The following is a 23481-nucleotide window of genomic DNA, read 5'->3' on the forward strand; positions in this document are numbered from 1 at the left end:
CGGCCTCCCGCACCCCGAGGAACCACCATGCGCCTCCTGCCCTGCCTCCTGTTTGCACTGACTCTCGCCGCACCGCTGGCGCAAGCCTCGCCATCCCCCGCCAGCAATGCCACGGCACGGACCGGGACCGTTCTGCTGGTCGGTGACAGCCTGAGCTCGGCGCACCGCATCCCGGCCGAGGCAGGCTGGGTGAACCTGCTGCAGCAACGCGTCGACCACGCCACGACGACCCCGCCTTCGATCGTCAACGCCAGCCGCGGCGGCAAGACCATGGATGACGCGCTGAAGGAACTGCCCGCACTGATCACCGCTCACCATCCGCGGCTGATCATCCTCGAGCTGGGCGCCAACGACGCCATCCTCGGCGCCAACCGGCAAACCCTGGAACAGCACATGACCCAGCTGATCGACCTGGCCCAGGCCTCGGGAGCGAAGGTCGCCGTACTGGGTTTCGAGATCCCGCCCAAGCTCGACAAGGATCACTGCGCAGACACCCTGCGGCAGGTCTATGCCCGGGTTGCCAAGGATCAGCACGTCACGCTGCTGCCGTCCCTGATGGCCGGCATTTCGGACAAGCCCACCCTGCTGCTGGATGACGGCGTGCATCCGACCGCGGTCGCCCAGTTGCGCATGCTCGACAACGCATGGCCCACGCTGCGTCCGCTGCTGATCAACTGAAGGTAACGAAACTGTCGACGGAAGTGGCCCGCATGGTGCGGGCCACTTCTTTCCAGGCTGCAGACAGGTTATTTGCCTTCGCCGTGAATGCCGCCGCGGGTCAGCGTCAGCGGATCAAGCAGCTTCTTCAATTCGCTCTTCGACAAGCCGGTGGTTTCCAGCGCCACCTCCATGATCGGCCGGTGCTGCTTGTACGCCAGCTTGGCGGTGGCCGCACCCTTCTCGTAACCGATCACCGGGTTCAATGCGGTGACCAGGATCGGGTTCATTGCCAGCGCCTGGTCGACCCGCGCCTTGTTGACCTTGAACCCGGCGATCGCCTTGTCGGCCAGCAGCACGCTGACGTTGGCCAGTATCCCGATCGACTGCAGCAGGTTGTGCGCGATCAGCGGCAGCATCACGTTGAGCTGGAAGTTGCCGGACTGGCCGGCGATGGTGATCGAGGCGTCGTTGCCGATCACCTGGGCGGCGACCATCGCCACCGCCTCGGGAATCACTGGGTTGACCTTGCCCGGCATGATCGACGAACCCGGTTGCAGCGCCGGCAGCTCGATCTCGCCCAGGCCAGCCAGCGGGCCCGAGTTCATCCAGCGCAGGTCGTTGGCGATCTTCATCAGCGCCACCGCCAGCGTCTTCAGCGCGCCGGACAGCTCCACCGCTGCGTCTTGCGCGGCCATGCCCTCGAAATAATTTTCCGCCGACTCGAACTTCACGCCGGTCAGCTTCTTCAGTTGCAGCGCCATCGCCGGACCGAACTTCGGGTCGGCGTTGATGCCGGTGCCCACCGCCGTGCCACCCTGCGGCAAGCGGCGCATGCGCTTCAGGGCATCCTCGATGCGTTCGATCGCCGAGCCGATCTGTGCAGCCCAGCCCGACAGCTCCTGGCCAAAGGTGATCGGCATCGCGTCCATCAGGTGGGTGCGGCCGGTCTTGGGCGTGTTCTTCAGCTCGCGGGCGCGCTGGTCGATCGCCTTCTTCAGATGCTTCAGCGCGGGCAGCAACTGCTCGCTGGTGGTCAGCGTGGCGCTGACGTGGATCGCGGTGGGGATCACGTCGTTCGAGCTTTGCCCGTAATTGACGTGGTCGTTCGGATGCACCTTCGCGCCCGCCGCCACCGCCAGGTGCGCGATCACCTCGTTCGCGTTCATGTTGGTGCTGGTGCCCGAGCCGGTCTGGAAGACGTCGATCGGAAACTGCGCGTCATGCTGGCCTTCCGCCACCGCCATCGACGCCTTGCGGATCGCCGCGGCCTGGTTCTTCTTCAAATGCCCCATCGCGACGTTGACCTCGGCCGCGGCCGCCTTGATCAGGCCCAGGGCGCGGATGAACGGGCGCGGCAGGTGCAGGCCGGAAATCGGGAAGTTGTCGATCGCGCGCTGGGTCTGCGCGCCGTACAGTGCGTCGGCGGGGACTTTCAGCTCGCCCATGCTGTCGTGTTCGATGCGGAAATTGCTCATGGGGAAATCCTTCGGGGTGGGACCGTGGCATCGCCTGGACCGTTCGGCGCTACGCTCAGGGTGAACGGGGACGGTCACGTCCGCTCACTATAAGCCGCCGGGCACGGACACGCCGTCAATGTAAAATGGCGGTTTCCCCTCGCCGGAACGCCCCGATGTCCAACCACGCCCTCACCGCCCTGTCGCCGCTGGATGGCCGCTATGCCAGCAAGGTCGAAGCGCTGCGCCCGATCTTCAGCGAATTCGGCCTGATGCACCGCCGCGTGCAGGTGGAGATCGAATGGCTGCTGGCGCTGGCCGCCGAACCGAAGATCGTCGAGCTGCCGTCTTTCGACGCAGCCCAGGTCGCCACCCTGAAGGCCATCGCGGAAAACTTCAGCGAAGCCGACGGCGAGCGGATCAAGGCGATCGAGGCGACCACCAACCACGACGTCAAGGCGGTCGAGTACTTCATCAAGGAAAAGATCGGCGCCGACGCCAGCCTGGCGCAGGCGAAGGAATTCGTGCACTTCGCCTGCACCAGCGAGGACATCAACAACCTGTCCTACGCGCTGATGCTGCGCGACGCCCGCAGCGACGTGCTGCTGCCGCAGCTCGACGCCGTGATCGGCAAGCTGCGCGAGATGGCCCACGACAACGCGAACCTGCCGCTGCTCTCGCGCACCCACGGCCAGACCGCCTCGCCCAGCACGCTGGGCAAGGAAATCGCCAACGTGGTGGCGCGGCTGGAGCGCCAGCGTCGGCAGCTGGTGGCGGTCGAAGTCTCCGGCAAGATCAACGGTGCCGTGGGCAACTACAACGCCCACGTCATCACCTACCCGGAAGTGGACTGGCGGGCGTTCTCGCAGCGCTTCGTCGAAAGCCTGGGCCTCGACTACAACGCCTACACCACCCAGATCGAGCCGCATGACAACGTGGCCGAATACTGCGACGCGGTGCGCCGCGCCAACATCATCCTGATCGACCTGGCCCGCGACATCTGGGGCTACATCTCGCTGGGTTACTTCAAGCAGACGCTGAAGGCCGGCGAAGTCGGTTCCTCCACCATGCCGCACAAGGTCAACCCGATCGACTTCGAAAACGCCGAAGGCAACTTCGGCCTCGCCAACGCGCTGCTCGGCCACTTCGCCGAAAAGCTGCCGATCAGCCGCTGGCAGCGCGACCTCACCGACTCCACCGTGCTGCGGGCGCTGGGCACCGCATTCGGCCACGGCCTGGTGGCGCTGGAGTCATTGAAGAAGGGGCTGGGCAAGCTCAACGTCAACGCCGAGCGCATCGGCGCCGACCTCGACGCCAGCTGGGAAGTGCTGGCCGAAGCCGTGCAGACCGTGATGCGCCGCTACGGCCTGCCGCAGCCTTACGAACAGCTCAAGGCGCTGACCCGTGGCCACGGCATCACCAGGGACTCGATGCGCGAATTCATCGCCGGCCTGGATCTTCCGTCCGAGGCGAAACAGCGGCTGCTGGAACTGACGCCCGGCAGTTACATCGGCGTGGCCGACGGACTGGCAAAGACCATCTGAGGGCGAGGCCACAACGTCGGCCGTAGCGGTCGGGGCGAACCTTCGGGTTCGCCCTGCACCGCCAGCCTGGTGACTTCATCAGGGTCGCGGGTTTCGGATTCCACAAAGAGAACAGCCACCCGGGTTTCCCTAGGTGGCTGTTTTATTGGTGGGCCGTCACAGATTCGAACTGTGGACCAATTGATTAAGAGTCAACTGCTCTACCAACTGAGCTAACGGCCCATGAACTGATTGTATCCGCATGGACGGATTTGAAACTGGGGTGGATGATGGGATTCGAACCCACGACAACCGGAATCACAATCCGGGACTCTAACCAGCTGAGCTACATCCACCATCGTTTGATACTGGTGCGCCAGACAGGACTCGAACCTGCAACCGTCGGCTTAGAAGGCCGATGCTCTATCCGGTTGAGCTACAGGCGCCGTCCTGTCGGCAGAACGTGTCGCTGGTCGGGGCAGAGGGATTCGAACCCCCGACTTTTGCGTCCCAAACGCAACGCTCTACCAGACTGAGCTATACCCCGCTTTCGAATCTCCGGTCATGTCGCCACCGAAGCCTTGAAATGTTACGGGTGACGCCTCGCCCAGTCAATCGTATCGAAGCACACCTTGGTATTTCCTCACCACCATTTCCAACGCGGACCTTGCAGGCTCCTGGTTGAAAACAGGACGGATGCAGACACCCTGTCCCGGAATAAAAATGGTGCGCCCGGAGAGATTCGAACTCCCGACCACCTAGTTCGTAGCCAGGTACTCTATCCAACTGAGCTACGGGCGCACTGTAAAACTTTTCAGCCGAGCCGGCGGTTGTCTGGGGAACAAGCCGGCGAAGCCAGAAGCGGAATTATTCAGACTCCGACCTCTTGCGTCAACCCTTTTCGCAAAATTTCTTCATCAAATTTGTCGCCGATGGTCCGGCCATGAAAAAGGCGACCATCGGTCGCCCTTTCCCTGTTGCCCGAATAGCCGTCCAAACGACGATCAGCCATTCCACCTGTCGCGGCTCTGCGGCGCCGGATCACCGACCTTGCCAACGGCCGAGCCGGTGTCGCCCTTCGGCGGCGGCGGTGGCGGCGTACTGCCGGTGGAGGCGCTCTTCGTCCAGTCCGCCGGCGGTCCGGGAACACGCCCGGCCATGATGTCGTCGATCTGGTGTGCGTCGATCGTCTCGTACTGCAGCAGGGCGTCGGCCATCATGTGCAGCTTGTCCAGGTTCGCCGTCAGCAGTTCCGTGCTGCGCGCATAGGCGCGATCGAGGATGCCCCGCACCACGCCGTCGATCTTGCTCGCGGTTTCGTTGGAGATGCTCTTGTGCTGGGTCACCGAGCGGCCGAGGAAGACCTCGTCCTCGTCCTCGCCGTAGGTGATCGGGCCAAGTTCATCCGACAGGCCCCACTTGGTGGCCATGTTGCGCGCCATCTTGGTGGCCCGCTCGATGTCGTTCGAGGCGCCGGTAGTGACCTTGTCGGCGCCGAAGATCAGCTCCTCGGCCACGCGGCCGCCATACAGCGAACACAACTGCGACTGGATCGCCACCCGGTTGATGCTGTACTTGTCGCCTTCGGGCAGGTACATGGTGACGCCAAGCGCGCGCCCACGCGGAATGATGGTGACCTTGTAGACCGGGTCGTGCTCGGGCACCAGACGGCCGACGATGGCATGACCTGCCTCGTGATAGGCGGTGAGTTTCTTCTCGTCCTCGCTCATCGCCATCGAGCGACGCTCGGTACCCATCAGGATCTTGTCCCGCGCCTTGTCGAGGTGGCTCATGCGCACTTCACGCGCGTTCTCGCGCGCGGCGAACAAGGCGGCCTCGTTGACCAGGTTGGCCAGATCGGCACCGGAGAAACCGGGGGTGCCGCGGGCGATCGTCATGGCGTTGACGTCGCTGGCGGTCGGCACCTTGCGCATGTGCACCTTGAGGATCTGCTCGCGACCGCGCACGTCGGGCAGCCCCACGACGACCTGGCGGTCGAAGCGGCCCGGACGCAACAGGGCCGGGTCGAGCACGTCGGGACGGTTGGTCGCCGCGATCACGATGATGCCTTCACTGCCCTCGAAGCCGTCCATCTCGACCAGCAAGGCGTTCAGGGTCTGCTCGCGCTCGTCGTGCCCACCACCGAGGCCGGCGCCGCGATGACGGCCGACCGCGTCGATTTCGTCGATGAAGATGATGCAGGGCGCATGCTTCTTGGCCTGCTCGAACATGTCGCGCACGCGGCTGGCGCCGACGCCAACGAACATCTCGACGAAGTCCGAACCGGAAATCGAGAAGAACGGCACCTTGGCCTCGCCCGCGATGGCCTTCGCCAGCAGGGTCTTGCCGGTGCCGGGAGGACCGACCATCAGCACGCCGCGGGGAATCTTGCCGCCGAGCTTCTGGAACTTGGACGGATCGCGCAGGAACTCGACCAGTTCGCCGACCTCCTCCTTGGCTTCGTCACAACCGGCCACGTCGCCGAAGTTGACCTTGATCTGGTCCTCGCCCTGCAGCTTCGCGCGCGAACGACCGAAACTCATCGCGCCGCGGCCGCCACCGCCGGACTGCATCTGGCGCATGAACCAGATGAACACGCCCACGATCAGCAGCACCGGCAGCCAGCTCACCAGCAGGCCGATCAGCGAGAAACCTTCGGACGGGTCCTGACGGACTTCGACGCCCTTGTCCTGCATCTGCTTGACCACCTGGCTGGTGGAAAAGCCCAGGATCGGGGCGACGGTGCGGAACGCGCTGCCATCCTTCAGCTTGCCGCTGATCGTGGCGGGCTGGTCGGCGCCGATCGTGGCGTTGGCCACGTTGCCGTTGTCCACGCTTTGCACGAACGCGCTGTAGGCCATGTCCGTGGAAGCGGCGCCACGCGGGTTGAAGTTCTGGAACACGGTGAACAGCACCACCGCGATGATTACCCAGAGCAACACATTTTTCGCTGTTTCATTCATGCACGGTTCTCGCCCGGTGACGCCGCGGCGGGCTTGCGGCCCGTCGCCAGCGCATATACCTCACGCGAACGTGCGCGGGAGGCCTTAGGTTTACGCATCGTCACGCGGCTGAAGTCCGCGCGCAAGCTGCGCAAGTAATCGTCAAAGCCGACACCCTGGAACAACTTGATCAGGAACGATCCGCCCGGCTTCAGCCATTCCCGGCTGAAGTCGAGCGCCAGTTCGCACAACGCCATCGCGCGGATCTGGTCGGCCAGGGCCACTCCACTCATATTGGGGGCCATGTCGCACAGTACAAGATCGACCTTGAGGCCATCCAGGCGCGACTCCAGCTCCTTCAACACGCTTTCCTCGCGGAAGTCGCCCTGCAGGAAGTCCACCCCGGCGATGCTTTGCATCGGCAGGATGTCCAGGGCGAAAACCTTGCCGCTGTCCCCCAGCCGGTTGCGCACCAGCTGGGACCAGCTGCCCGGCGCCGCACCGAGGTCGACCACGTTGATGCCCGGCTTGAGCAGCCGGTCGCGTTCGAGCAGCTCCTCCAGCTTGTAGACGGCACGCGAGCGCAGGCCTTCGGCCTGGGCCTTTTTCACGTATTCGTCGTTGAAATGTTCGCGCAGCCATACTGCACTGCTTTTGCTGCGGGCCATGTCGTGCAATCGTCGATTGGGGAACGGGATACCCGCATGATACCCTTTGCCGTTCATCAACCGTGAATCGAGTCCCACCGCATGGCCCTCTCCTCCTCGCAGATCCGTTACCTGCGCAGCCTCGCCCATGACCTGAGCGCGGTCGTCCTGCTGGGCAACAAGGGCGCCACGGAAGCCGTGGTGAAGGAACTGAACCAGGCGCTGGACATCCACGAACTGGTCAAGATCAAGCTGTCCGGCGGCGACAAGGAAGAGCGCCAGGCGCAGATCGACGTGCTCACCGGCGGCACCGGCGCCGAGCAGATCCAGCAGATCGGCCATGTCGTGGTGCTGTTCCGCCGCAATGTCGACGAACCGAAGATCGCCCTGCCACGCTGATGGATCTGTCGCTGGAACGCCCCGAAGGCTATCTGTACGTGCGCCGGGTGGCCGCGCACGGCATCACCCTGATTGATCGCGAACTCACCTCCAGCTTCCTGCTGGCACCGGACAGGGCGATCGAGAACTGGCCTGTCACGGCTCCCGAAACGCTCGATGCCGGCCATGTCGAAGCCTTGCTGGCGCTGAACCCCGAGCTGGTCGTGCTGGGTACCGGCGCGCGCCAGGCCTTCCCGGCGGCCGCGTTCATGGCAGGCTTCCTGCGCAAGAACATCGGCATCGAGGTGATGGACAACGCCGCCGCGGCGCGCACCTACAACCTGCTGGCCGACGAAGGCCGCCGGGTGGTCGCCGCCTTCATCCTGCCGCCAGGCTGATCGCCGCTGCTCCCGGGCCGCGGCCCGGGCGTGACCGGCCGCATCAACGCTGCGGCAGATAGCCCAGCGGATCGACTGGATTGCCGTCCTTGCGGATCTGGAATTCCAGCTCGTTGCGGGTGGTGCCGGTCGAGCCCATCTCGGCGATCTGCTGCCCCCTGCTCACCTGCTGCCCTTCCTTGACCAGCCGCTTGCGGTTGTGGCCATACGCCGACAGGAAGCTGTCGCTGTGCTTGATGATCACCAGTTCGCCATAGCCGACCAAGCCGTTGCCGCTGTAGACCACCACGCCATCGGCGGCCGCCCGGATCGGATCGCCGGACTTGCCCGCGATCTCGATGCCGGGAATCGCATCGGCGCTGTTGAAGCGACCCACCAGGTTGCCCTCGGCTGGCCAGTGCCACTGCACCCCGCTGACCACCCGCGAAACTCCCGCCGCCGGTGTGGCCGGTGGCGGCATGGCGGCCGGTGCCACCGGTGCAACGCCGGCCACCGGCACCACACTGGGCGCCGCCGCAGCAACCGCGGGCTTGACCGGCTTTGTCTCCGTGGCCACCGGCGAAACTGCCGGGGCAGCAGGCGAATGCGCGGACGCCGATACCCCGCCGGCCGACGCCGTGGCGGGCGATGCCGGCGTCGGCACGGACTCGAACACCGGCGCGGCGGCGACGCTCGAACCTGCCGCCTGCACGGGCGCGGCAACGCTCGATGGTGCCACCGCACGCTTGCCCGGCGGCGCCAGCGTCAGGCGCTGCCCCGGCCAGATCGTGTACGGCTCGGCAATCCCGTTCCACTGGGCCAGGTCACGGAAGTCCACGCCCTTGCGGAACGCGATCGAATAAAGCGTGTCGCCATGCTGCACCTGGTAGCTGCCACCGGGTATCGGCGTACGCGCGGGAGCTGGCGACGGGGTGACCACGGCGGCGTGGCGATAAGTCGTTCCGGCCGCCGGTTCCACCACGACCGAGCTGCGCATGGTGCCGCAGGCAGCAAGCAGCGAGGCTGCGACCAGCAACGCCGGCCATTGAAGATATCGATCCATGGGCATCAGCATACCGAGGCAGACAGTGATTTTCATGCGACGTCACCGTGGCGGGAGGCCGCCAGGCTCGCCCGGCTTGGAAAATTCACCACTTCAGCGCAGGACGAACCACCACACCAGCAGCAACGCCAGCGCCAGCAAGGCCGTCCAGCCGATCCACTCGACGTATTTGTGCAGGATGCGCTCGGCGCGTTCGCCGAACAGGCGGATCAACAGGGCAAGCAGCCACACGCGCTTGCCGCGGCCGAGCCCGATGCAGGCCAGGAACGGCAGGATCGGCACGCCGATGATGCCGCAGGCCCAGGTGACGAACTTCATCGGCACCACCGGCTGCAGCGCGGCCAGGATCAGCACGCCGAACATGCCCCAGTGATGCTCGACCATCTGCTTGCTCAGCACCGCCACGCCCTGTTCGATCGGCGTCAGCAGATGCAGCGCATCCAGCGCGGGCCGCAGCGCGTGGAAGGCCCAGTGGCCCAGCACGTAGCCGACCAGGGCGCCCAGCAGTGAAAACAGCAGGCTGATGTTGGCGAAAAAGAACGCCTTGTGCCGCTTGCCCAGCATCATCGGCGCCAGCATCACTTCCGGCGGGATCGGGAAGATGAACGCCTCGACGAAACTGAGCCCGGACAGGTAGTACAACGCTCTGCGATCGCGCGCCCAGCTCAGTGCACGCGCGTACAGCCCGGCAAACAGGCGCATCAGCCGATACCGCCAAGCAGGGGCACGAAGCTGACCGGGCCGAGTTCTTCCTGGATGAAGTCGCCCTGCCCGTCGCCACGCATGCGGATCAGCGTTTGCCGGCTGGGTGAGCCCACCGGCGCCACCAGCACGCCGGTCGGGCTGAGCTGATCGAGGATGCGGGTGGGAATGGTGTCGCCGGCGGCGGTGAGGATGATCGCATCGAACGGTGCCTCGTCGGGCCAGCCCAGCTTGCCGTCGTCGTGGCGCGAGCGCAGGTTGGTCAGGCCCAGTTGGCGGAAGCGGCGGCGGGCCTGGCGCAACAGTGCCTCGATCCGCTCCACCGTGAACAGCTGCGGCACCAGCGCGGCCAGCACCGCGGCCTGGTAGCCCGAGCCGGTGCCGATCTCCAGCACTTTCTGCGGCATGCCCTGCTTCGCGTCGAAATGCTCGAGCAGGGCTTCGGTCATGCGCGCCACCACCCACGGTTGCGAGATGGTCTGGCCATGGCCGATCGGCAACGCATCATTCTCGTAGGCGCGCGAATGCAGCGCCTGATCGATGAAGTGATGGCGCGGCAGGTTACGGATCACTTCGATCACCCGCGCATCGCGAATGCCGCTGTCCTTGAGCATCGCGGCCAGCCGGTCGCGGGCGCGCTGCGACGTCATGCCCTCGCCCTTCAGATCTGCCGCCGGCAGTGGATAGACCGTCATGGCTCAGGCCACCTCGTTCGTGGGATTGCGGCCGTCGGCCATCGCGTTGCTCATCTCGTCGCTGAGCGGCTGCATCCAGCTGCTGACTTTCTCCAGTGCCTGGAACCGGGTCAGATCGACGTGGATCGGCGTCACCGAGACGAAACCCCGCCGCACGGCGTTGAAGTCGGTGCCGGGGCCGGCGTCATCGGCCTCGCCGGCCGGGCCGATCCACCAGATCGGCCGACCCCGCGGATCGGTCTGCGCGATGCAGGGGGCCGCGCGATGGCGACGCCCGAGCCGGGTGACTTCGAAACCCTGGATGTCGGCCCAGGGAAGGTCGGGCACGTTGACGTTGAGAATGGTGTCGGCGGGCAGCGGATCGACCAGCAGGCGGTTCATCAGCAGCAGCACCGCTTTCGCGGCCGAGTCGTAGTGCACGCCCTTGTGGTCGTGGCTGACCAGCGACACGGCGATCGCCGGCAGCCCCAGGAAGCGTCCTTCCATTGCCGCCGAGACGGTGCCGGAATAGATCACGTCGTCACCGAGGTTGGCCGAGTTGTTGATGCCCGACACGACCATGTCCGGCTCTTCATCGAGCAGGCCGGCCAGCGCCAGGTGCACGCAATCGGTGGGCGTGCCGGCCACCCGGTAGTAGCCGTTGGCCATCGGCAACACCCGCAAGGGTGCGTCCAGGGTCAGCGAATTGCTTGCACCTGACCGGTCCCGGTCGGGCGCGACCACGGTCACGTCCGCCACTTCGCCGAGACGCTCGGCCAGCACGCGGATGCCCGGGGCATCCACGCCATCGTCGTTACTTACCAGAACTCGCATGATGCTCCGTGGAAAGCGACACGCAGGTGCTCATTACCATCCTGCGGCAGCGCACTGCTGAAGCCTCGAAGTCTACCGGAGCGCGCCCCCGGTTTCACGCCGTTCCCCAGTGCTTTCGCCATTCGCCCGGCCGCGCCGTATTGGTTAGCATGGCCCGATGAAGCGCCGTCCGCCCGCTCCGATCACCGATGCCGACAGCCAGCTGTTTCGCGAGGCGATCGGCGAGGTGCGCGTGCTCGACCCGGTGGCTGCACCGCCGGCTGCGGCGCGGCCGGCGCCGTACCCGCACATGCTGGAGGCCGACGAAGCGGCCGTGCCGGGCGAGCTGCTGGACATGGCGTTCGACCCGGCCGTGCTCGAAGTCGGCGAAGAGCTGGCCTACCTGCGAGACGGCTATCCGCCGAAGCTGCTGCGCCAGCTCAAGCGTGGCCAGTTCAGCGTGCAGGACGACCTCGACCTGCACCAGATGAACGCCGCCGCCGCACAGACCAGCATCGTGGCCTTCCTCGCCGAAGCGAAGCAACACGGGCTGCGCTGCGTACGCATCGTGCATGGCAAGGGCTTGCGCTCGAAGTCCGCCGGGCCGGTACTGAAGGGACTCACCGATCGCATGCTGCGCCGGCGCGACGACGTGATCGCGTTCGCCTCGGCGCGGCCAGCGTTGGGCGGCACCGGCGCGGTCGTCGTGCTGCTCAAGGGCTGACCCCGGCAGCACCATCCGCTACACGATCGTGGCCAACTCGCGCACGACCACCGTGGCATAGGCGCCCGCGGGCAATTCGAACGACAGCTCCAGCGCATCGTCGGCCAGCCAATGCCAGCGCAAGTCCTTCGGCAGCAGACGCAACGGCCGGCGCTCCTGGTCCATCCGTGCCGCCACCAGACCCGCCACGAGGTCACTGTCCTGCGCGGCGATCCCGCGTTCCAGCTCACCCACTTCATTTTCGGAGGGCGGCTCGCCCTGCCCCCACAACGGGCCGGAGGGATGGATGTCGGCGCGGGCCAGGCGCTCGGCCAGCTCGGGCGTGAACGGCTCGGGCCCGAACCAGGAACGCGAGCCGGCCAGCGACCAGATCTCGCCCTGCAGCGGCGTATCCCAGGCGTTGCGCTCGACCCGCGCCGCCAGGACGTTGTTGAAGATCTGCGAGCGGGCCGCCGACAGCAGCATCGAGCGCTTGTCGCGGTCGACGCGGCGCCCGCCGAACATCGCGCGGGCCTGGGCGACGTTGCCGCCTTCCCGGCCGAAGCGCTGTTCGCCGAAGTAGTTCGGCACGCCCCGGGCGGCGATCTGCGCGAGCACGGCCTCGGCGGCAGCGCGGTCGCCCGCGGCCTCGCGCAACACCAGCACGAAGCGGTTGCCGCGCAGCGCACCGCGCTTGAGCTTGCGCGAATGGCGGGTGGCGGCCAGCACCTTCACCTCGGCATGGGGAAAGGCCGACCAGTCCGGATCGGGCTTGCCGGCCAGTTGCACCGAAAAGGTCTGGCGGGTCACCGCGTGGCGATCCTTCAGTCCGGCAAAACCCACCGCCAGCGGGGGCACGCCGGCGAATTTCGCCAGTTCGCGGGCGACCCAGTCGGTATTCGCACCGCGCTTTTCCACCCACAGCAGGGCGTGCTCGCCGGCGCCGTCGGCGTCATGGCCCAGCACTTCCTCGACCTGGAAATCCTCGGCGCTGACGCGCATCCGGGCAGTCAGCGGAGGGTGGCCAAAGGCTTGGGGAAGTTCAGACATGGGGGTTCCCGGCAACGATGATTCGCAATGGCGTGCAGCGGCGGGCGCGCCCGGCCCGGACTAGACCAGAAAGATCGTGGCCAGTCCAAGGAAGATGAAAAAGCCGCCGCTGTCGGTCATCGCGGTGATCAGCACGCTGGAACCCAGCGCCGGATCGCGCCCGAATTTCGTCATCAGCACGGGAATGCCGACACCGGCAAACGCCGCCAGCAGCAGGTTCAGCGTCATCGCCGCCGTCATCACCAGGCCCAGCGAGAGGCTGTCGTACAGCAACCACGCCACCAGGCCGATCACCCCGCCCCAGATCAGGCCGTTGACCAGCGACACGGTCAGTTCCTTGCGCCACAGGCGCTTGGCGCTCTCGGCGGTGATCTGGTTCAGCGCCAGCGCGCGCACGATCATGGTGATGGTCTGGTTGCCGGAATTGCCGCCGATGCCGGCCACGATCGGCATCAGCGCGGCCAGCGCCACCAGCCGCTCGATCGAGCCCTCGAACAGGCCGATCACCCGCGAGGCGATGAAGGCGGTGACCAAATTGATCGCCAGCCACGACCAGCGGTTCTTCAGCGAGGCCCACACCGAGGCGAAGATGTCTTCCTCCTCGCGCAGGCCGCCGCGGCTGAGTGCCTCGCTTTCGCTCTCCTCGCGGATCACGTCGACCATCGCGTCGATGGTGATGCGGCCGATCAGGTGGCCGCGGTCGTCGACCACCGGCGCGGTCACCAGGTCGTAGCGTTCGAACGCCTGGGCTACGTCGTAGGCGTCATCGGCCGGGTGGAAGGTGTTGACGTCCGGCGCCATCACCTCGCTGACCATCTTCTCCGGCGGATTCACCAGCAACCAGTGCAGCGGCAGCACGCCGGTCAGCAGGTTGTCCTGGTTGATCACGAACAGCTTGTCGGTCTGCGCCGGCAGTTCGTCCCAGCGGCGCAGGTAGCGCAGCACCACTTCCAGGCTGACGTCCTCGCGGATGGTGACCATCTCGAAGTCCATCAGCGCGCCGAGCTGGTCGTCCTCCCACGACAGCGCCGACTGCACCTGCTCGCGCTGTTGCGCATCTAGGCCGGCCATCAGCTCCGGCAGCATCGCCGTGGGCAGGTCCTCGACCAGGTCGGCCAGTTCGTCGGCGTCCAGCGTTTCGGCCGCGGCGAGGATCTCGTGCCGGTCCATGTCCGCGATCAGCGACTCGCGCACCGCGTCGGACACTTCCAGCAGGATCTCGCCGTCGCGATCGGCCTTGACCAGCTGCCAGACCGCGAGGCGGTCGTCCAGCGGCAGCGATTCGAGGATGAAGGCGATATCGGCCGGATGCAGCGCATCCAGTTGCAGGCGCAACTCGGCCTGCAGCTCTTCGGTCAGCGGAACATCGTCGTCCTGCCGGTGAAGCACGCCCTGAATGGCTTCAAGCTGGTCATGCAGGCGACCGACCGCACTGCGGGTCTCGATCTCGCTCACGCGCGCTCCAGCAGGACGCAGGCCTGGGCCGCGATCCCTTCGCCACGGCCGCAAAAGCCGAGTTTCTCGGTGGTGGTTGCCTTCACGCTGATGCAGCCGACCCCGCAGTCCAGGTCGACCGCCAGGTTCTCGCGCATCGCCTGCGCGTGCGGGGTGACCTTGGGTGCCTCGCCGATCACCGTGATGTCGGCGTTGCCCAGCCGGTAGCCATGCTGGGCCATCAGCATCGCCGCATGCCGCAGGAACTGGCGGCTGTCGGCGTCGCGCCAGCGTTCGTCGGTGGGCGGAAAATGCCGGCCGATGTCGCCCAGCGCCAGCGCGCCGAAGATCGCGTCGCACAGCGCATGGATCACCACGTCGCCATCGGAATGCGCCACCACGCCCCGTCGATGCGCGATGCGCACGCCGCCGAGGACGACATGGTCGCCTTCGCCAAAGGCGTGGACATCGAAACCTGTACCGATGCGCATCATGCAGTCCTTGAAAGCAGGAATTCGGCCAGCGCGAAGTCCGCTGCCGTGGTCACCTTGATGTTGTCCTCGGCGCCTTCGACCAGCAGCGGTGCGAAGCCGGCCTGTTCCATCGCCATCGCCTCGTCGCTGACATTCACGCCGCGCCGCGCCGCGTCACCCAGCGCCGCCGACAGTTGAGCACGACGGAACATCTGTGGCGTGAAGGCGCGCCAGCGCAGGTCGCGTGCTTCGGTGAATTCGCTGCACCCGTCGGCATTGGCCCGCTTCAGCGTGTCGCGCAGCGGCGCGCCCAGCAGGCCGCCGTCCCTGGCACTGGCCAGTTCGATCAGCCTGTCGATATCCGCCGTGCGTACACACGGCCGCGCGGCGTCGTGCACCAAGACGAAATCATCGGCGGCCACCGATGCGGGCAAGGCCTGCAGCCCGGCCAGCACCGAATCGCTGCGCTCCGCTCCGCCGATCGCGGCCAGCACCGGCTTGCCGTGCAGCGTTTCCATGCCCGACCAGTGCGCATCCGTGGCGGCCAGCGTCACCAGCAGGCCGGCGATGCGCGGATGCGCGGCGAGCCGCTCCAGGGTGTGCTCGATCAACGGACGTCCGGCCAGCGGCAGGTACTGCTTGGGGCAGTCACCGCCGACCCGGGTACCGCGCCCTGCGGCCGGCACCACGCACCACAGCCGAGCCGCGCTCATGGCGATCCGGCGGGTTGGGCGACCGGCGGTGGCGTACTGCTGCCAGCGCCGGCAGGCGGCTCGACCACCTGGTAGAACACTTCGCCCGGCTTGATCAGGCCCAGTTCGGTGCGCGCCCGCGCCTCGACCGCCTGGTCGCCGTGCTTGAGATCCTGCACGTCGGCACCGACCGCCTGGTTGCGCTGCAGCAGCTTTGCGTTGTCGTCCGTCTGCTTTTTCACCGCCACGCGCAAGGTGTCCACCTCGCGCATGCTGCCGTTGCCGGTCCACAGCTTCAGCTGCAGACCGATCAGCAGCAGGATCAGGATGACGGCGATCCAGCGCAGCATGGGAGCGGGCTGCCCGCTCAGCCCGGCAGGCGGCTGAGGTTGGGGAAGGCGTCGCGCCCGGCGTAGCGTGCCGCCGAACCCAGCGCTTCCTCGATGCGCAGCAACTGGTTGTACTTGGCCACGCGGTCGCTGCGGCACAGCGAGCCGGTCTTGATCTGGGTGGCCGTGGTGGCCACTGCGATGTCGGCGATGGTGGTGTCCTCGGTCTCGCCGGAGCGGTGCGAGATCACCGCCGAATACTTCGCCGCGTCGGCCATCGCGATCGCTTCCAGCGTTTCGGACAGCGTGCCGATCTGGTTCACCTTGATCAGGATCGAGTTGGCGATCTTCTTCTCGATGCCTTCGCGGAAGATCGTCGGATTGGTCACGAACAGGTCGTCGCCGACCACCTGCACGCGATCACCGATGGTGTCGGTGAGCAGCTTCCAGCCGTCCCAGTCGCCTTCGGCCATGCCGTCCTCGATGGTGACGATCGGGTACTGCTTGGCCCAGCCAGCCAGCAGGTCGACGAACTGGGCCGGGCTGTACTGCTTGCCTTCGCCGGCCAGGTCGTACTTGCCGTCCTTGTAGAACTCCGAGCTGGCGGCATCCAGGCCGAGCAGGATCTCGCTGCCGACCTTGTAGCCGGTCTTGTGGATCGCCTCGAGGATGGTATCGAGCGCCTCGATGTTGGAACGCAGGTTCGGCGCGAAGCCGCCCTCGTCGCCCACCGCCGTGTTGAGGCCCTTGCCCTTCAGCACGCTCTTCAGCGCATGGAAGATCTCCGCACCGGCGCGCAGCGCCTCGGCGAAGCTCGGCATGCCCACCGGCAGCACCATGAACTCCTGCACGTCGATGTTGTTGTCCGCATGCTCGCCGCCGTTGATGATGTTCATCATCGGCACCGGCAACGCGCCGGGCTTGCCGCCAGCCTGATTGAAGCTGGACAGGTACTTCCACAGCGGCTCGCCGCGCGAGGCAGCCACCGCGTGCGCCGCTGCCATCGAAACGCCGAGCAGCGCGTTCGCACCGAGCTTGCCCTTGTTCGGGGTGCCGTCCAGCGCGATCAACTTCGCATCCAGACCTTTCTGGTTGGCCGCATCGAAGCCCTTCAGCGTGTCGGCAATCGTGCCGTTGACGTTGGCCACCGCGTTCTTCACGCCCTTGCCGCCGTAGCGCGACTTGTCACCGTCGCGCAGCTCGACCGCCTCGCGCGAACCGGTGGAGGCGCCGCTGGGCACGGCCGCACGGCCGAAGCTGCCGTCGGCCAGGGTGACTTCGGCTTCCAGCGTGGGATTGCCGCGCGAGTCGAGGATTTCACGGGCGTGGATGCGGGTGATCTGGGTGCTCATGCGGTTTCCGTAAGCTGATGGTGAAAGAGTTGGAACGGGCGCATCGCTGCGCCCGGTGTTTCAGGAAACATCCTGCTCCAGGAAGCGATGCCGCTTGGTCACGGCATCCAGCTCCAGCAGCGTTTCCAGCAGCGCTTCCATCTTGCCCAGCGGCCAGGCATTCGGCCCATCGGACAGCGCCTTGCTGGGATCGGGATGGGTCTCGGCGAACAGGCCGGCCACGCCCACGGCCACCGCCGCGCGCGCCAGCACCGGCACGAACTCGCGCTGGCCGCCCGAACTGGCGCCCTGTCCGCCCGGCAACTGCACCGAATGGGTCGCGTCGAACACCACCGGGCAGCCGGTCTCGCGCATCACGCTGAGCGAGCGCATGTCCGACACCAGGTTGTTGTAGCCGAAGCTGGCGCCGCGCTCGCACACCATGATGTCGTCGTTGCCCACGGCCTTGGCCTTGGCCACCACGTGCTTCATGTCCCACGGCGCCAGGAACTGGCCCTTCTTGATGTTCACCGGCTTGCCGGCGCGCGCCACCTTCTGGATGAAGTCGGTCTGCCGGCACAGGAAGGCCGGCGTCTGCAGCACGTCGACCACCGAGGCCACCTCGTCCATCGGCGTGTATTCGTGCACGTCGGTGAGCAGCGGCACGCCGATCTGGCGCTTCACCTCGGCCAGGATGCGCAGGCCTTCTTCCAGGCCCGGGCCACGGAAGCTGTCGCCCGACGACCGGTTCGCCTTGTCGAAGCTGGACTTGAAGATGAAGTGGACGCCCAGCCGGCCGGTGATCTCCTTCAGCGTGCCGGCGGTGTCCAGCTGCAACTGTTCGGATTCGACCACGCAGGGGCCGGCGATCAGGAACAGCCGCTGGTCCAGGCCTACCTCGACGCCACAAAGCTTCATGCCACGGACTCCTGCGCCAGTTTGTCGCCTGCATGGACGGCCTTGAACTCGCGCGCGGCGTGCACGAAGCCGCTGAACAGCGGATGGCCATCGCGCGGGGTCGAGGTGAACTCCGGATGCGCCTGGCAGCCGAGGAACCACGGATGCTGCTGTTGCGGCAGCTCGACGATCTCCACCAGCAGGTCATCCATCGACTTGCCGGAGATCACCAGGCCCAGGTCCTCGAACGACTGGCGATAGCGATTGTTGAATTCGTAGCGATGGCGATGCCGCTCGCGCACCACATCCTGGCCGTACATCTCGCGCGCCAGCGTGCCCGCCTTCAGGCGGCATTCCTGCGCGCCCAGGCGCATGGTGCCACCGAGGTCGGAACGGTCGCTGCGCTGCTCCACCTCGCCGGTGGCGGTGGTCCATTCGGTGATCAGTGCAATCACCGGATTGGCGGTATTGCGATCGTTCTCGCTGGAGTCGGCATCAGCCAGGCCGGCGACATGCCGGGCGAAGTCCACCACCGCCGCATGCATGCCGTAGCAGATGCCGAAATACGGCACGCCATGCTCGCGGGCGTACTTCGCGGCCAGCACCTTGCCCTCGAAACCGCGCTTGCCGAAACCGCCGGGCACCAGGATCGCATCGACCTTGCCCAGCACGCTGGCGGCGCCATCGGCCTCGATCTGCTCGGAGTCGATCCAGTCCAGGTTCACCCGCGTCTGCTGCTTGATGCCGCCATGACGCAGCGCCTCGCCCAGCGACTTGTAGGCGTCCTTGTGCTCGACGTACTTGCCCACGATGGCGACGGTGATCTCGTCCTTCGGATGCTCCACCGCGTCCACCGTGCGCTGCCATTCGGACAGGTCGGCCGGCTTGGCGTCCAGGTTCAGGCGCTTGACCACGATGTCGTCCAGCCCCTGCTCATGCAGGTACAGCGGCTGCTTGTAGATGATGTCCACGTCGGCGGCGCTGATCACCGCCTGCTCCGGCACGTTGGTGAACAGCGCGATCTTGCGGCGCTCGCCTTCGGGCAGCGGCTGCTCGCAGCGACACAGCAGGATGTCCGGCTGGATGCCGATCGAGCGCAGTTCCTTCACCGAGTGCTGGGTGGGCTTGGTCTTGATCTCGCCGGCAGCCTTGATGAACGGCACCAGGGTCAGGTGCATGAACACCACCTTCTCCGGACCGTGCTCGATGCGCAGCTGGCGGATCGCCTCCAGGAACGGCAGCGACTCGATGTCGCCCACGGTGCCGCCGATCTCCACCAGCGCCACGTCGAAGCCGCGGGTGGCCTCGTGGATGCAGTGCTTGATCTCGTCGGTGATGTGCGGGATCACCTGCACGGTGGCGCCCAGATAGTCGCCGCGGCGCTCCTTGCGGATCACGCTCTCGTAGATCTTGCCGGTGGTGATCGAGTTCTTGCCGGTGAGGCGGGTGCGCAGGAAGCGCTCGTAGTGGCCAAGGTCGAGGTCGGTCTCGGCGCCGTCATCGGTGACATACACCTCACCGTGCTGGAACGGACTCATCGTGCCCGGATCCACATTGATGTAGGGATCGAGCTTCATCATGGTGACCGAGAGGCCGCGGGCTTCGAGGATGGAAGCGAGCGACGCCGCAGCAATGCCCTTGCCAAGCGAGGACACCACACCGCCGGTGACGAAAATCAGGGGGGTCATGGAAAGCAGCCGTGCGGAAATTAGGCATTTTAGCTGCAGAAGCGTTTCACTGCGAGATGGCAGATGAATTTTCCTCGCGATCAGTTCATTTACGCGCCCCCGGGGAGCGTGAAACAGCCGCGGGCGGCCTGCTAGCATGACCGGATGAACAGCCCCGTCCCCGCCCGTCTTGCCGCCTTGCGCGCGGCCATGCAGCAGCATGGCGTTGCCGCCGTGCTGGTTCCCAGCGCCGATCCCCACCTGTCCGAATACCTCCCCGCGCACTGGTCCGCCCGGGAATGGCTGTCCGGCTTCACCGGCTCGGCCGGCACCCTGATCGTGAGCCGCGACGAGGCCGGGCTGTGGACCGACTCGCGCTATTTCTCCCAGGCCGAGCAGCAGCTGGCAGGCAGCGGCATCCGCCTGATGAAACTGCGCGTGCCGCATACCCCCGAACACCTGGCGTGGTTGCAGCAGCACCTGCACCAGGGTGACGTGCTGGCCGTGGCCGGCGACAGCGTGTCGGTCACCACGCGCCAGCAGATCGAACGGCATCTGGCCGGCACCGGCGCCAGCCTGCGCACCGACCTGGACCTGCCCGGTGCGATCTGGCCGGATCGACCCGCGCTGCCGCAGGCGGCGGTGGTCGAACACGACCCCGTTTACGCGTGCATTGCGCGCGCGGACAAGTTCAGCCGACTGCGCAAGGCGATGCACAAGCTCGGCGCCACCCATCACCTGCTGTCCAGCCTCGACGACATCGCCTGGCTGACCAACCTGCGTGGCAGCGACGTCGAGTGCAATCCGGTGTTCCTGGCCCACCTGCTGGTTCAGGCCGATCAGCGAGCCACGCTGTTCGTCGGACGCGCCAAGCTCACCGATGCTCTGGTCGCGCGGCTGGCCGCCGACGGCATCGCCATCGCCGACTACGCCTCGGTCACCTCCGTGCTGAACGAGCTGGGGGCGAACGAGCGCCTGCTGCTGGACAGCAGTCGGGTGGTCGACACCATCGCGGCGGCGATCGCGCCAGCGGTGACCCGGATCGAGGCGGCCAACCCCAGCACCGCCTTCAAGGCCGTGAAGAGCGCCGCCGAACTCGAACATGTCCGCGACGTGATGCGCCGCGACGGCGCCGCCCTGGTGCGCGGATTCCGCCGACTGGAGCAGCGCCTGGCCGCGGGCATGGCGGTCACCGAACTGGACGTGGACACGGTGCTGCGCGAGGAGCGCTCGGCCCAGCCGGGCTGGGTGGGCGAGAGCTTCGCCACCATCGCCGGCTACCAGGCCAACGGCGCGCTGCCGCATTACCGCGCCACGCCCGAAGCGCACAGCACGCTGCAGGCGAAGGGCCTGCTGCTGATCGATTCGGGCGGCCAGTATCTCGGCGGCACCACCGACATCACCCGCGTGCTGGCCTTGGGCGAGACCACCGCCGAGCAACGCCGCGATGCGACCCTGGTGATGAAGGGCATGATCAACCTGTCGCGGGCGCGCTTCCCGAAAGGCGCCAGCGGCCCGCAGCTGGATGCCCTGGCGCGGGCGCCGCTGTGGGCGGCCGGGATGGATTACGGCCACGGCACCGGTCACGGCGTGGGCTACTTCCTCAACGTGCACGAAGGCCCGCACGGCATCCGCGCGCCGGTGCCCGGCGGGGCGCTGGTGGCGCTGGAGCCTGGCATGATCAGCTCGATCGAGCCGGGCCTGTACAAGCCAGGCCGGCACGGCATCCGCCATGAGAACCTGGCAGTGGTGGTCGAGGCCGAGCAGACCGAGTTCGGCGAGTTCCTCGCCTTCGAGACGCTGACCATGTGCCCGTTCGACCGCCGCGCACTGGAGCCGGGCCTGCTCAATCCGGAAGAACGCGCCTGGCTGGACGACTATCACGCCAGCGTGCGCGCCGCGCTCAGTCCGCTGCTGGAAGAAGCGGATCTGGAGTGGCTGAACCGCCACTGCGCAGCGCTGTAGGTCCTGCTCGAAACGCCGGCGGGCGGTGCCTGCGGGAGTGCCGCAGGCACCGCTCAGCGAAAGTGCGTCGCGTCGACCTCGGCCGCTGCGGGCTGCATGAAGTATTCGTGCAGGTACTTCTCGCCCTCGTCGCAGAACGCCGTCACCACGGTCTTCAGTTCGGGGAAGTTCTGCCGGATCCGCTTGGCGGCCAGCAGGTACGCTCCCGAACTCGGCCCGCAGAACAGGCCGTGGGTTCGTGCCAGCCGCTTCATCTCGGCTACCGCGTCGGCGCTGGACACGCTGAGCACCTCGTTCACCAGGCTCGCGTGGCGCTGGAAGATGCCCGGCACGAAGCCGTCGGAAATGCCCTCGATGGTGTGCGTGGCGATCTCGCCGCACAGGATCGTGCACGACTCGGACGGCTCCATCGCGAACAGCCGCACGTCCGGATTGACCGCGCGGAACGCCTGGCCCACGCCGATCAGGGTGCCGCCGGTGCCGACGCCCAGCACCAGCGCATCGGGCAACCGGCCACTCGGCAATTGGGCCAGGATCTCCGGCCCCAGCACCACCCGGTTTTCCTCGACGTTCCATTCCGACTCGAACTGGGCCGGGGCGAAGTAGCCCGGCTGTTGGCCCAGTTCGCGCGCCCGCTTCAGCGCCTCGTTGACGTGGAAGTTGCCGCAGAACAGCACCTCGGCCCCGAATGCCCGCGAAATCGCCACCCGTTCGCTGGACAGCCCCTCGGGCATCACCACCAGCATGCGATAGCCCTTCACCGCCGCCACCATCGACAGCGCATTGCCGGTGTTGCCGCTGGTCGCCTCGACGATGGTGTCGCCGGGCTTGAGCAGGCCCTCCTGCTCGGCGCGCTCGATCATGTATTTCGCAATGCGCGCCTTGATCGAGCCGGAAGGATTGAGGAATTCGAGCTTGGCGTAGACGCCCTCGATCTCCAGCAGCGGCGTGTCGCCCACCGCGTCGAGAATGTTGGCAGATACTCCGGCGCAACGCGTGGCCATGTCAGGCGGCTCCATGCTGGTGCGACATCACGTCCAGCGCCAGCGTGGAGTGCGCGTACGCCCCGCCGGCACGCATCTCGGCAGCCACCCAGATCGCCTCCATGATCTGCGCCTCGCTGGCGCCCTGCTTCAACGCCTCGGCGGTGTGTCCCCTGATGCAGTAGGGACACTGGGTGACATGCGCCACCGCCACCGCGATCAGCTGCTTGGTGACATTCGGCAAGGCGCCATCGGCGAAGACTGCCGCGCTGAAAGCCTTGAAGGCCTGCAGCGGCGCAGGCGCCAGCTCGCGCCGCTTGCGCGCGGTTTCCGCCGTGGCAGGCGGATACATCGATACGTCCATTTCATCCTCCTCGATGATCCGGAATGGGGTTGCTCGGCCTCGTCGTCGACGGGTATCAATGCGGCGGGGGCGCGGCACCCTGCACCCAGCCCGGCGGGTCGCTGGCGGGGAAGCTCTGTGCCAGTTCCTCGTCGATGCGTCGCTCGCGGGCTCGCACTTCGGCATCGCGATCACGGCCAAACCGCGCCGCAATCAGGGGAGCGCCAGCCTGGCGCGGAGTCGGCCGGTGGCGAAGTGGCATGCAATCGTGGCTGACCATGTCTGTCCACCTCCCGATGGTTTTCATGCACTGTCGCGCACACGGTGCACGGGCGCACTGATACAGATCAACCGGTTCGGAGCGCTGCCTGCGCGGAATCG

The 23481-nt window shown here is 66.6% G+C and carries 25 protein-coding genes and 5 tRNA genes; 6 read left to right on the forward strand and 24 right to left on the reverse strand.

The window, feature by feature from the left end; all coding sequences use genetic code 11:
- Window positions 1-27 precede the first annotated feature (27 nt).
- Window positions 28-678 carry a GDSL-type esterase/lipase family protein gene (locus tag I6J77_RS09480; protein WP_204108797.1) on the forward strand — a complete coding sequence of 217 codons (651 nt, stop codon included), beginning with the start codon at window positions 28-30 and terminating at the stop codon, window positions 676-678.
- 68 nt (window positions 679-746) lie between these two features.
- On the opposite strand, the gene I6J77_RS09485 is transcribed toward I6J77_RS09480, so the two are convergent.
- Window positions 747-2135 (reverse strand): aspartate ammonia-lyase, encoded by a 1389-nt coding sequence (locus I6J77_RS09485; protein ID WP_204108798.1) that lies wholly within the window; start codon window positions 2133-2135, stop codon window positions 747-749.
- Between the two features lie 155 nt (window positions 2136-2290).
- On the opposite strand from I6J77_RS09485, the gene purB reads away from it, so the two are divergent.
- Window positions 2291-3658, forward strand: coding sequence for an adenylosuccinate lyase (gene purB / locus I6J77_RS09490; RefSeq protein WP_204108799.1), 1368 nt, complete (start codon window positions 2291-2293; stop codon window positions 3656-3658).
- Window positions 3659-3804: 146 nt separating this feature from the next.
- On the opposite strand, the gene I6J77_RS09495 is transcribed toward purB, so the two are convergent.
- The 8 genes from I6J77_RS09495 to rlmE all read right to left on the reverse strand — a co-directional run bounded on the left by I6J77_RS09495 (window position 3805) and on the right by rlmE (window position 7247).
- Window positions 3805-3880: transfer RNA gene (locus tag I6J77_RS09495), tRNA-Lys, on the reverse strand.
- Window positions 3881-3916: 36 nt separating this feature from the next.
- Window positions 3917-3993, reverse strand: a tRNA-His gene (locus I6J77_RS09500).
- A 13-nt stretch (window positions 3994-4006) separates the two neighbouring features.
- Window positions 4007-4083 (reverse strand) — tRNA-Arg (locus I6J77_RS09505).
- A 24-nt stretch (window positions 4084-4107) separates the two neighbouring features.
- A tRNA-Pro gene (locus tag I6J77_RS09510) sits at window positions 4108-4184 on the reverse strand.
- A gap of 177 nt (window positions 4185-4361) precedes the next feature.
- Window positions 4362-4438 (reverse strand) — tRNA-Arg (locus tag I6J77_RS09515).
- A 70-nt stretch (window positions 4439-4508) separates the two neighbouring features.
- Complete coding sequence (locus tag I6J77_RS09520) at window positions 4509-4649, reverse strand: hypothetical protein (RefSeq protein ID WP_204108800.1); 141 nt, start codon at window positions 4647-4649, stop codon at window positions 4509-4511.
- Entirely contained in the window at window positions 4642-6600 is a 1959-nt protein-coding gene (gene ftsH / locus I6J77_RS09525; RefSeq protein ID WP_056718378.1) for an ATP-dependent zinc metalloprotease FtsH, read from the reverse strand. Before ftsH ends, I6J77_RS09520 begins: the two co-directional genes overlap by 8 nt.
- Window positions 6597-7247: a 23S rRNA (uridine(2552)-2'-O)-methyltransferase RlmE gene (rlmE, locus tag I6J77_RS09530; protein ID WP_007809094.1), complete on the reverse strand. Its 651-nt coding sequence runs from the start codon at window positions 7245-7247 to the stop codon at window positions 6597-6599. The genes ftsH and rlmE overlap by 4 nt, the downstream gene beginning before the upstream one ends.
- A gap of 81 nt (window positions 7248-7328) precedes the next feature.
- Here rlmE and yhbY point away from each other — a divergent pair, with 81 nt between their 5' ends.
- Both yhbY and I6J77_RS09540 read left to right on the forward strand, forming a co-directional pair.
- A complete protein-coding gene (yhbY, locus tag I6J77_RS09535) occupies window positions 7329-7625 on the forward strand; it encodes a ribosome assembly RNA-binding protein YhbY (RefSeq protein ID WP_056718376.1) in 297 nt (98 codons plus the stop codon).
- Complete coding sequence (locus I6J77_RS09540) at window positions 7625-8002, forward strand: Mth938-like domain-containing protein (RefSeq protein ID WP_204108801.1); 378 nt, start codon at window positions 7625-7627, stop codon at window positions 8000-8002. Before yhbY ends, I6J77_RS09540 begins: the two co-directional genes overlap by 1 nt.
- A 43-nt stretch (window positions 8003-8045) precedes the next feature.
- Here I6J77_RS09540 and I6J77_RS09545 read toward each other — a convergent pair whose 3' ends face one another.
- The 4 genes from I6J77_RS09545 to surE all read right to left on the reverse strand — a co-directional run bounded on the left by I6J77_RS09545 (window position 8046) and on the right by surE (window position 11254).
- Entirely contained in the window at window positions 8046-9056 is a 1011-nt protein-coding gene (locus tag I6J77_RS09545) for a peptidoglycan DD-metalloendopeptidase family protein (RefSeq protein WP_204111449.1), read from the reverse strand.
- Between the two features lie 81 nt (window positions 9057-9137).
- Window positions 9138-9746 (reverse strand): YqaA family protein, encoded by a 609-nt coding sequence (locus I6J77_RS09550; protein WP_007809099.1) that lies wholly within the window; start codon window positions 9744-9746, stop codon window positions 9138-9140.
- Window positions 9746-10441 carry a protein-L-isoaspartate(D-aspartate) O-methyltransferase gene (locus I6J77_RS09555; protein WP_056718373.1) on the reverse strand — a complete coding sequence of 232 codons (696 nt, stop codon included), beginning with the start codon at window positions 10439-10441 and terminating at the stop codon, window positions 9746-9748. Before I6J77_RS09555 ends, I6J77_RS09550 begins: the two co-directional genes overlap by 1 nt.
- Window positions 10442-10444: 3 nt before the next feature.
- On the reverse strand, window positions 10445-11254 hold the full coding sequence (gene surE / locus I6J77_RS09560) for a 5'/3'-nucleotidase SurE (RefSeq protein ID WP_204108802.1): 810 nt from the start codon (window positions 11252-11254) through the stop codon (window positions 10445-10447).
- A 157-nt stretch (window positions 11255-11411) separates the two neighbouring features.
- Between surE and I6J77_RS09565 the strand changes: the two genes are divergently transcribed.
- On the forward strand, window positions 11412-11957 hold the full coding sequence (locus I6J77_RS09565) for a Smr/MutS family protein (RefSeq protein ID WP_204108803.1): 546 nt from the start codon (window positions 11412-11414) through the stop codon (window positions 11955-11957).
- A gap of 18 nt (window positions 11958-11975) precedes the next feature.
- Here I6J77_RS09565 and truD read toward each other — a convergent pair whose 3' ends face one another.
- Genes truD through I6J77_RS09605 form a run of 8 tightly spaced genes read right to left on the reverse strand, consistent with a single transcriptional unit; the run spans window position 11976 to window position 19830 of the window.
- A complete protein-coding gene (truD, locus tag I6J77_RS09570; RefSeq protein WP_204108804.1) occupies window positions 11976-12986 on the reverse strand; it encodes a tRNA pseudouridine(13) synthase TruD in 1011 nt (336 codons plus the stop codon).
- Between the two features lie 60 nt (window positions 12987-13046).
- A complete protein-coding gene (gene mgtE / locus I6J77_RS09575; RefSeq protein WP_056718369.1) occupies window positions 13047-14441 on the reverse strand; it encodes a magnesium transporter in 1395 nt (464 codons plus the stop codon).
- Window positions 14438-14911, reverse strand: a complete 474-nt coding sequence (gene ispF / locus I6J77_RS09580; RefSeq protein WP_056718403.1) for a 2-C-methyl-D-erythritol 2,4-cyclodiphosphate synthase — start codon at window positions 14909-14911, stop codon at window positions 14438-14440. The genes mgtE and ispF overlap by 4 nt, the downstream gene beginning before the upstream one ends.
- Window positions 14911-15606: a 2-C-methyl-D-erythritol 4-phosphate cytidylyltransferase gene (gene ispD, locus I6J77_RS09585; protein WP_204108805.1), complete on the reverse strand. Its 696-nt coding sequence runs from the start codon at window positions 15604-15606 to the stop codon at window positions 14911-14913. Before ispD ends, ispF begins: the two co-directional genes overlap by 1 nt.
- Window positions 15603-15935 carry a cell division protein FtsB gene (gene ftsB, locus I6J77_RS09590; RefSeq protein WP_007809116.1) on the reverse strand — a complete coding sequence of 111 codons (333 nt, stop codon included), beginning with the start codon at window positions 15933-15935 and terminating at the stop codon, window positions 15603-15605. Before ftsB ends, ispD begins: the two co-directional genes overlap by 4 nt.
- A 17-nt stretch (window positions 15936-15952) precedes the next feature.
- Window positions 15953-17266, reverse strand: coding sequence for a phosphopyruvate hydratase (gene eno, locus I6J77_RS09595; protein ID WP_204108806.1), 1314 nt, complete (start codon window positions 17264-17266; stop codon window positions 15953-15955).
- 60 nt (window positions 17267-17326) lie between these two features.
- On the reverse strand, window positions 17327-18163 hold the full coding sequence (kdsA, locus tag I6J77_RS09600) for a 3-deoxy-8-phosphooctulonate synthase (protein ID WP_007809120.1): 837 nt from the start codon (window positions 18161-18163) through the stop codon (window positions 17327-17329).
- Window positions 18160-19830: a CTP synthase gene (locus I6J77_RS09605; RefSeq protein ID WP_056718366.1), complete on the reverse strand. Its 1671-nt coding sequence runs from the start codon at window positions 19828-19830 to the stop codon at window positions 18160-18162. The genes kdsA and I6J77_RS09605 overlap by 4 nt, the downstream gene beginning before the upstream one ends.
- A gap of 144 nt (window positions 19831-19974) precedes the next feature.
- Between I6J77_RS09605 and I6J77_RS09610 the strand changes: the two genes are divergently transcribed.
- The gene (locus I6J77_RS09610) at window positions 19975-21774 is read left to right on the forward strand and encodes an aminopeptidase P family protein (protein WP_204108807.1); all 1800 of its coding nucleotides are present in this window, start codon (window positions 19975-19977) and stop codon (window positions 21772-21774) included.
- A 53-nt stretch (window positions 21775-21827) separates the two neighbouring features.
- Here I6J77_RS09610 and I6J77_RS09615 read toward each other — a convergent pair whose 3' ends face one another.
- The 3 genes from I6J77_RS09615 to I6J77_RS09625 are packed head-to-tail and all read right to left on the reverse strand — an operon-like array spanning window position 21828 to window position 23362.
- Entirely contained in the window at window positions 21828-22778 is a 951-nt protein-coding gene (locus tag I6J77_RS09615; RefSeq protein ID WP_204108808.1) for a PLP-dependent cysteine synthase family protein, read from the reverse strand.
- Between the two features lies 1 nt (window position 22779).
- Window positions 22780-23121, reverse strand: coding sequence for a carboxymuconolactone decarboxylase family protein (locus tag I6J77_RS09620; RefSeq protein WP_204108809.1), 342 nt, complete (start codon window positions 23119-23121; stop codon window positions 22780-22782).
- Between the two features lie 55 nt (window positions 23122-23176).
- Complete coding sequence (locus I6J77_RS09625) at window positions 23177-23362, reverse strand: hypothetical protein (RefSeq protein ID WP_204111535.1); 186 nt, start codon at window positions 23360-23362, stop codon at window positions 23177-23179.
- Between the last annotated feature and the right edge of the window lie 119 nt (window positions 23363-23481).

This window comes from Rhodanobacter sp. FDAARGOS 1247, assembly GCF_016889805.1.
Classification (GTDB): domain Bacteria; phylum Pseudomonadota; class Gammaproteobacteria; order Xanthomonadales; family Rhodanobacteraceae; genus Rhodanobacter.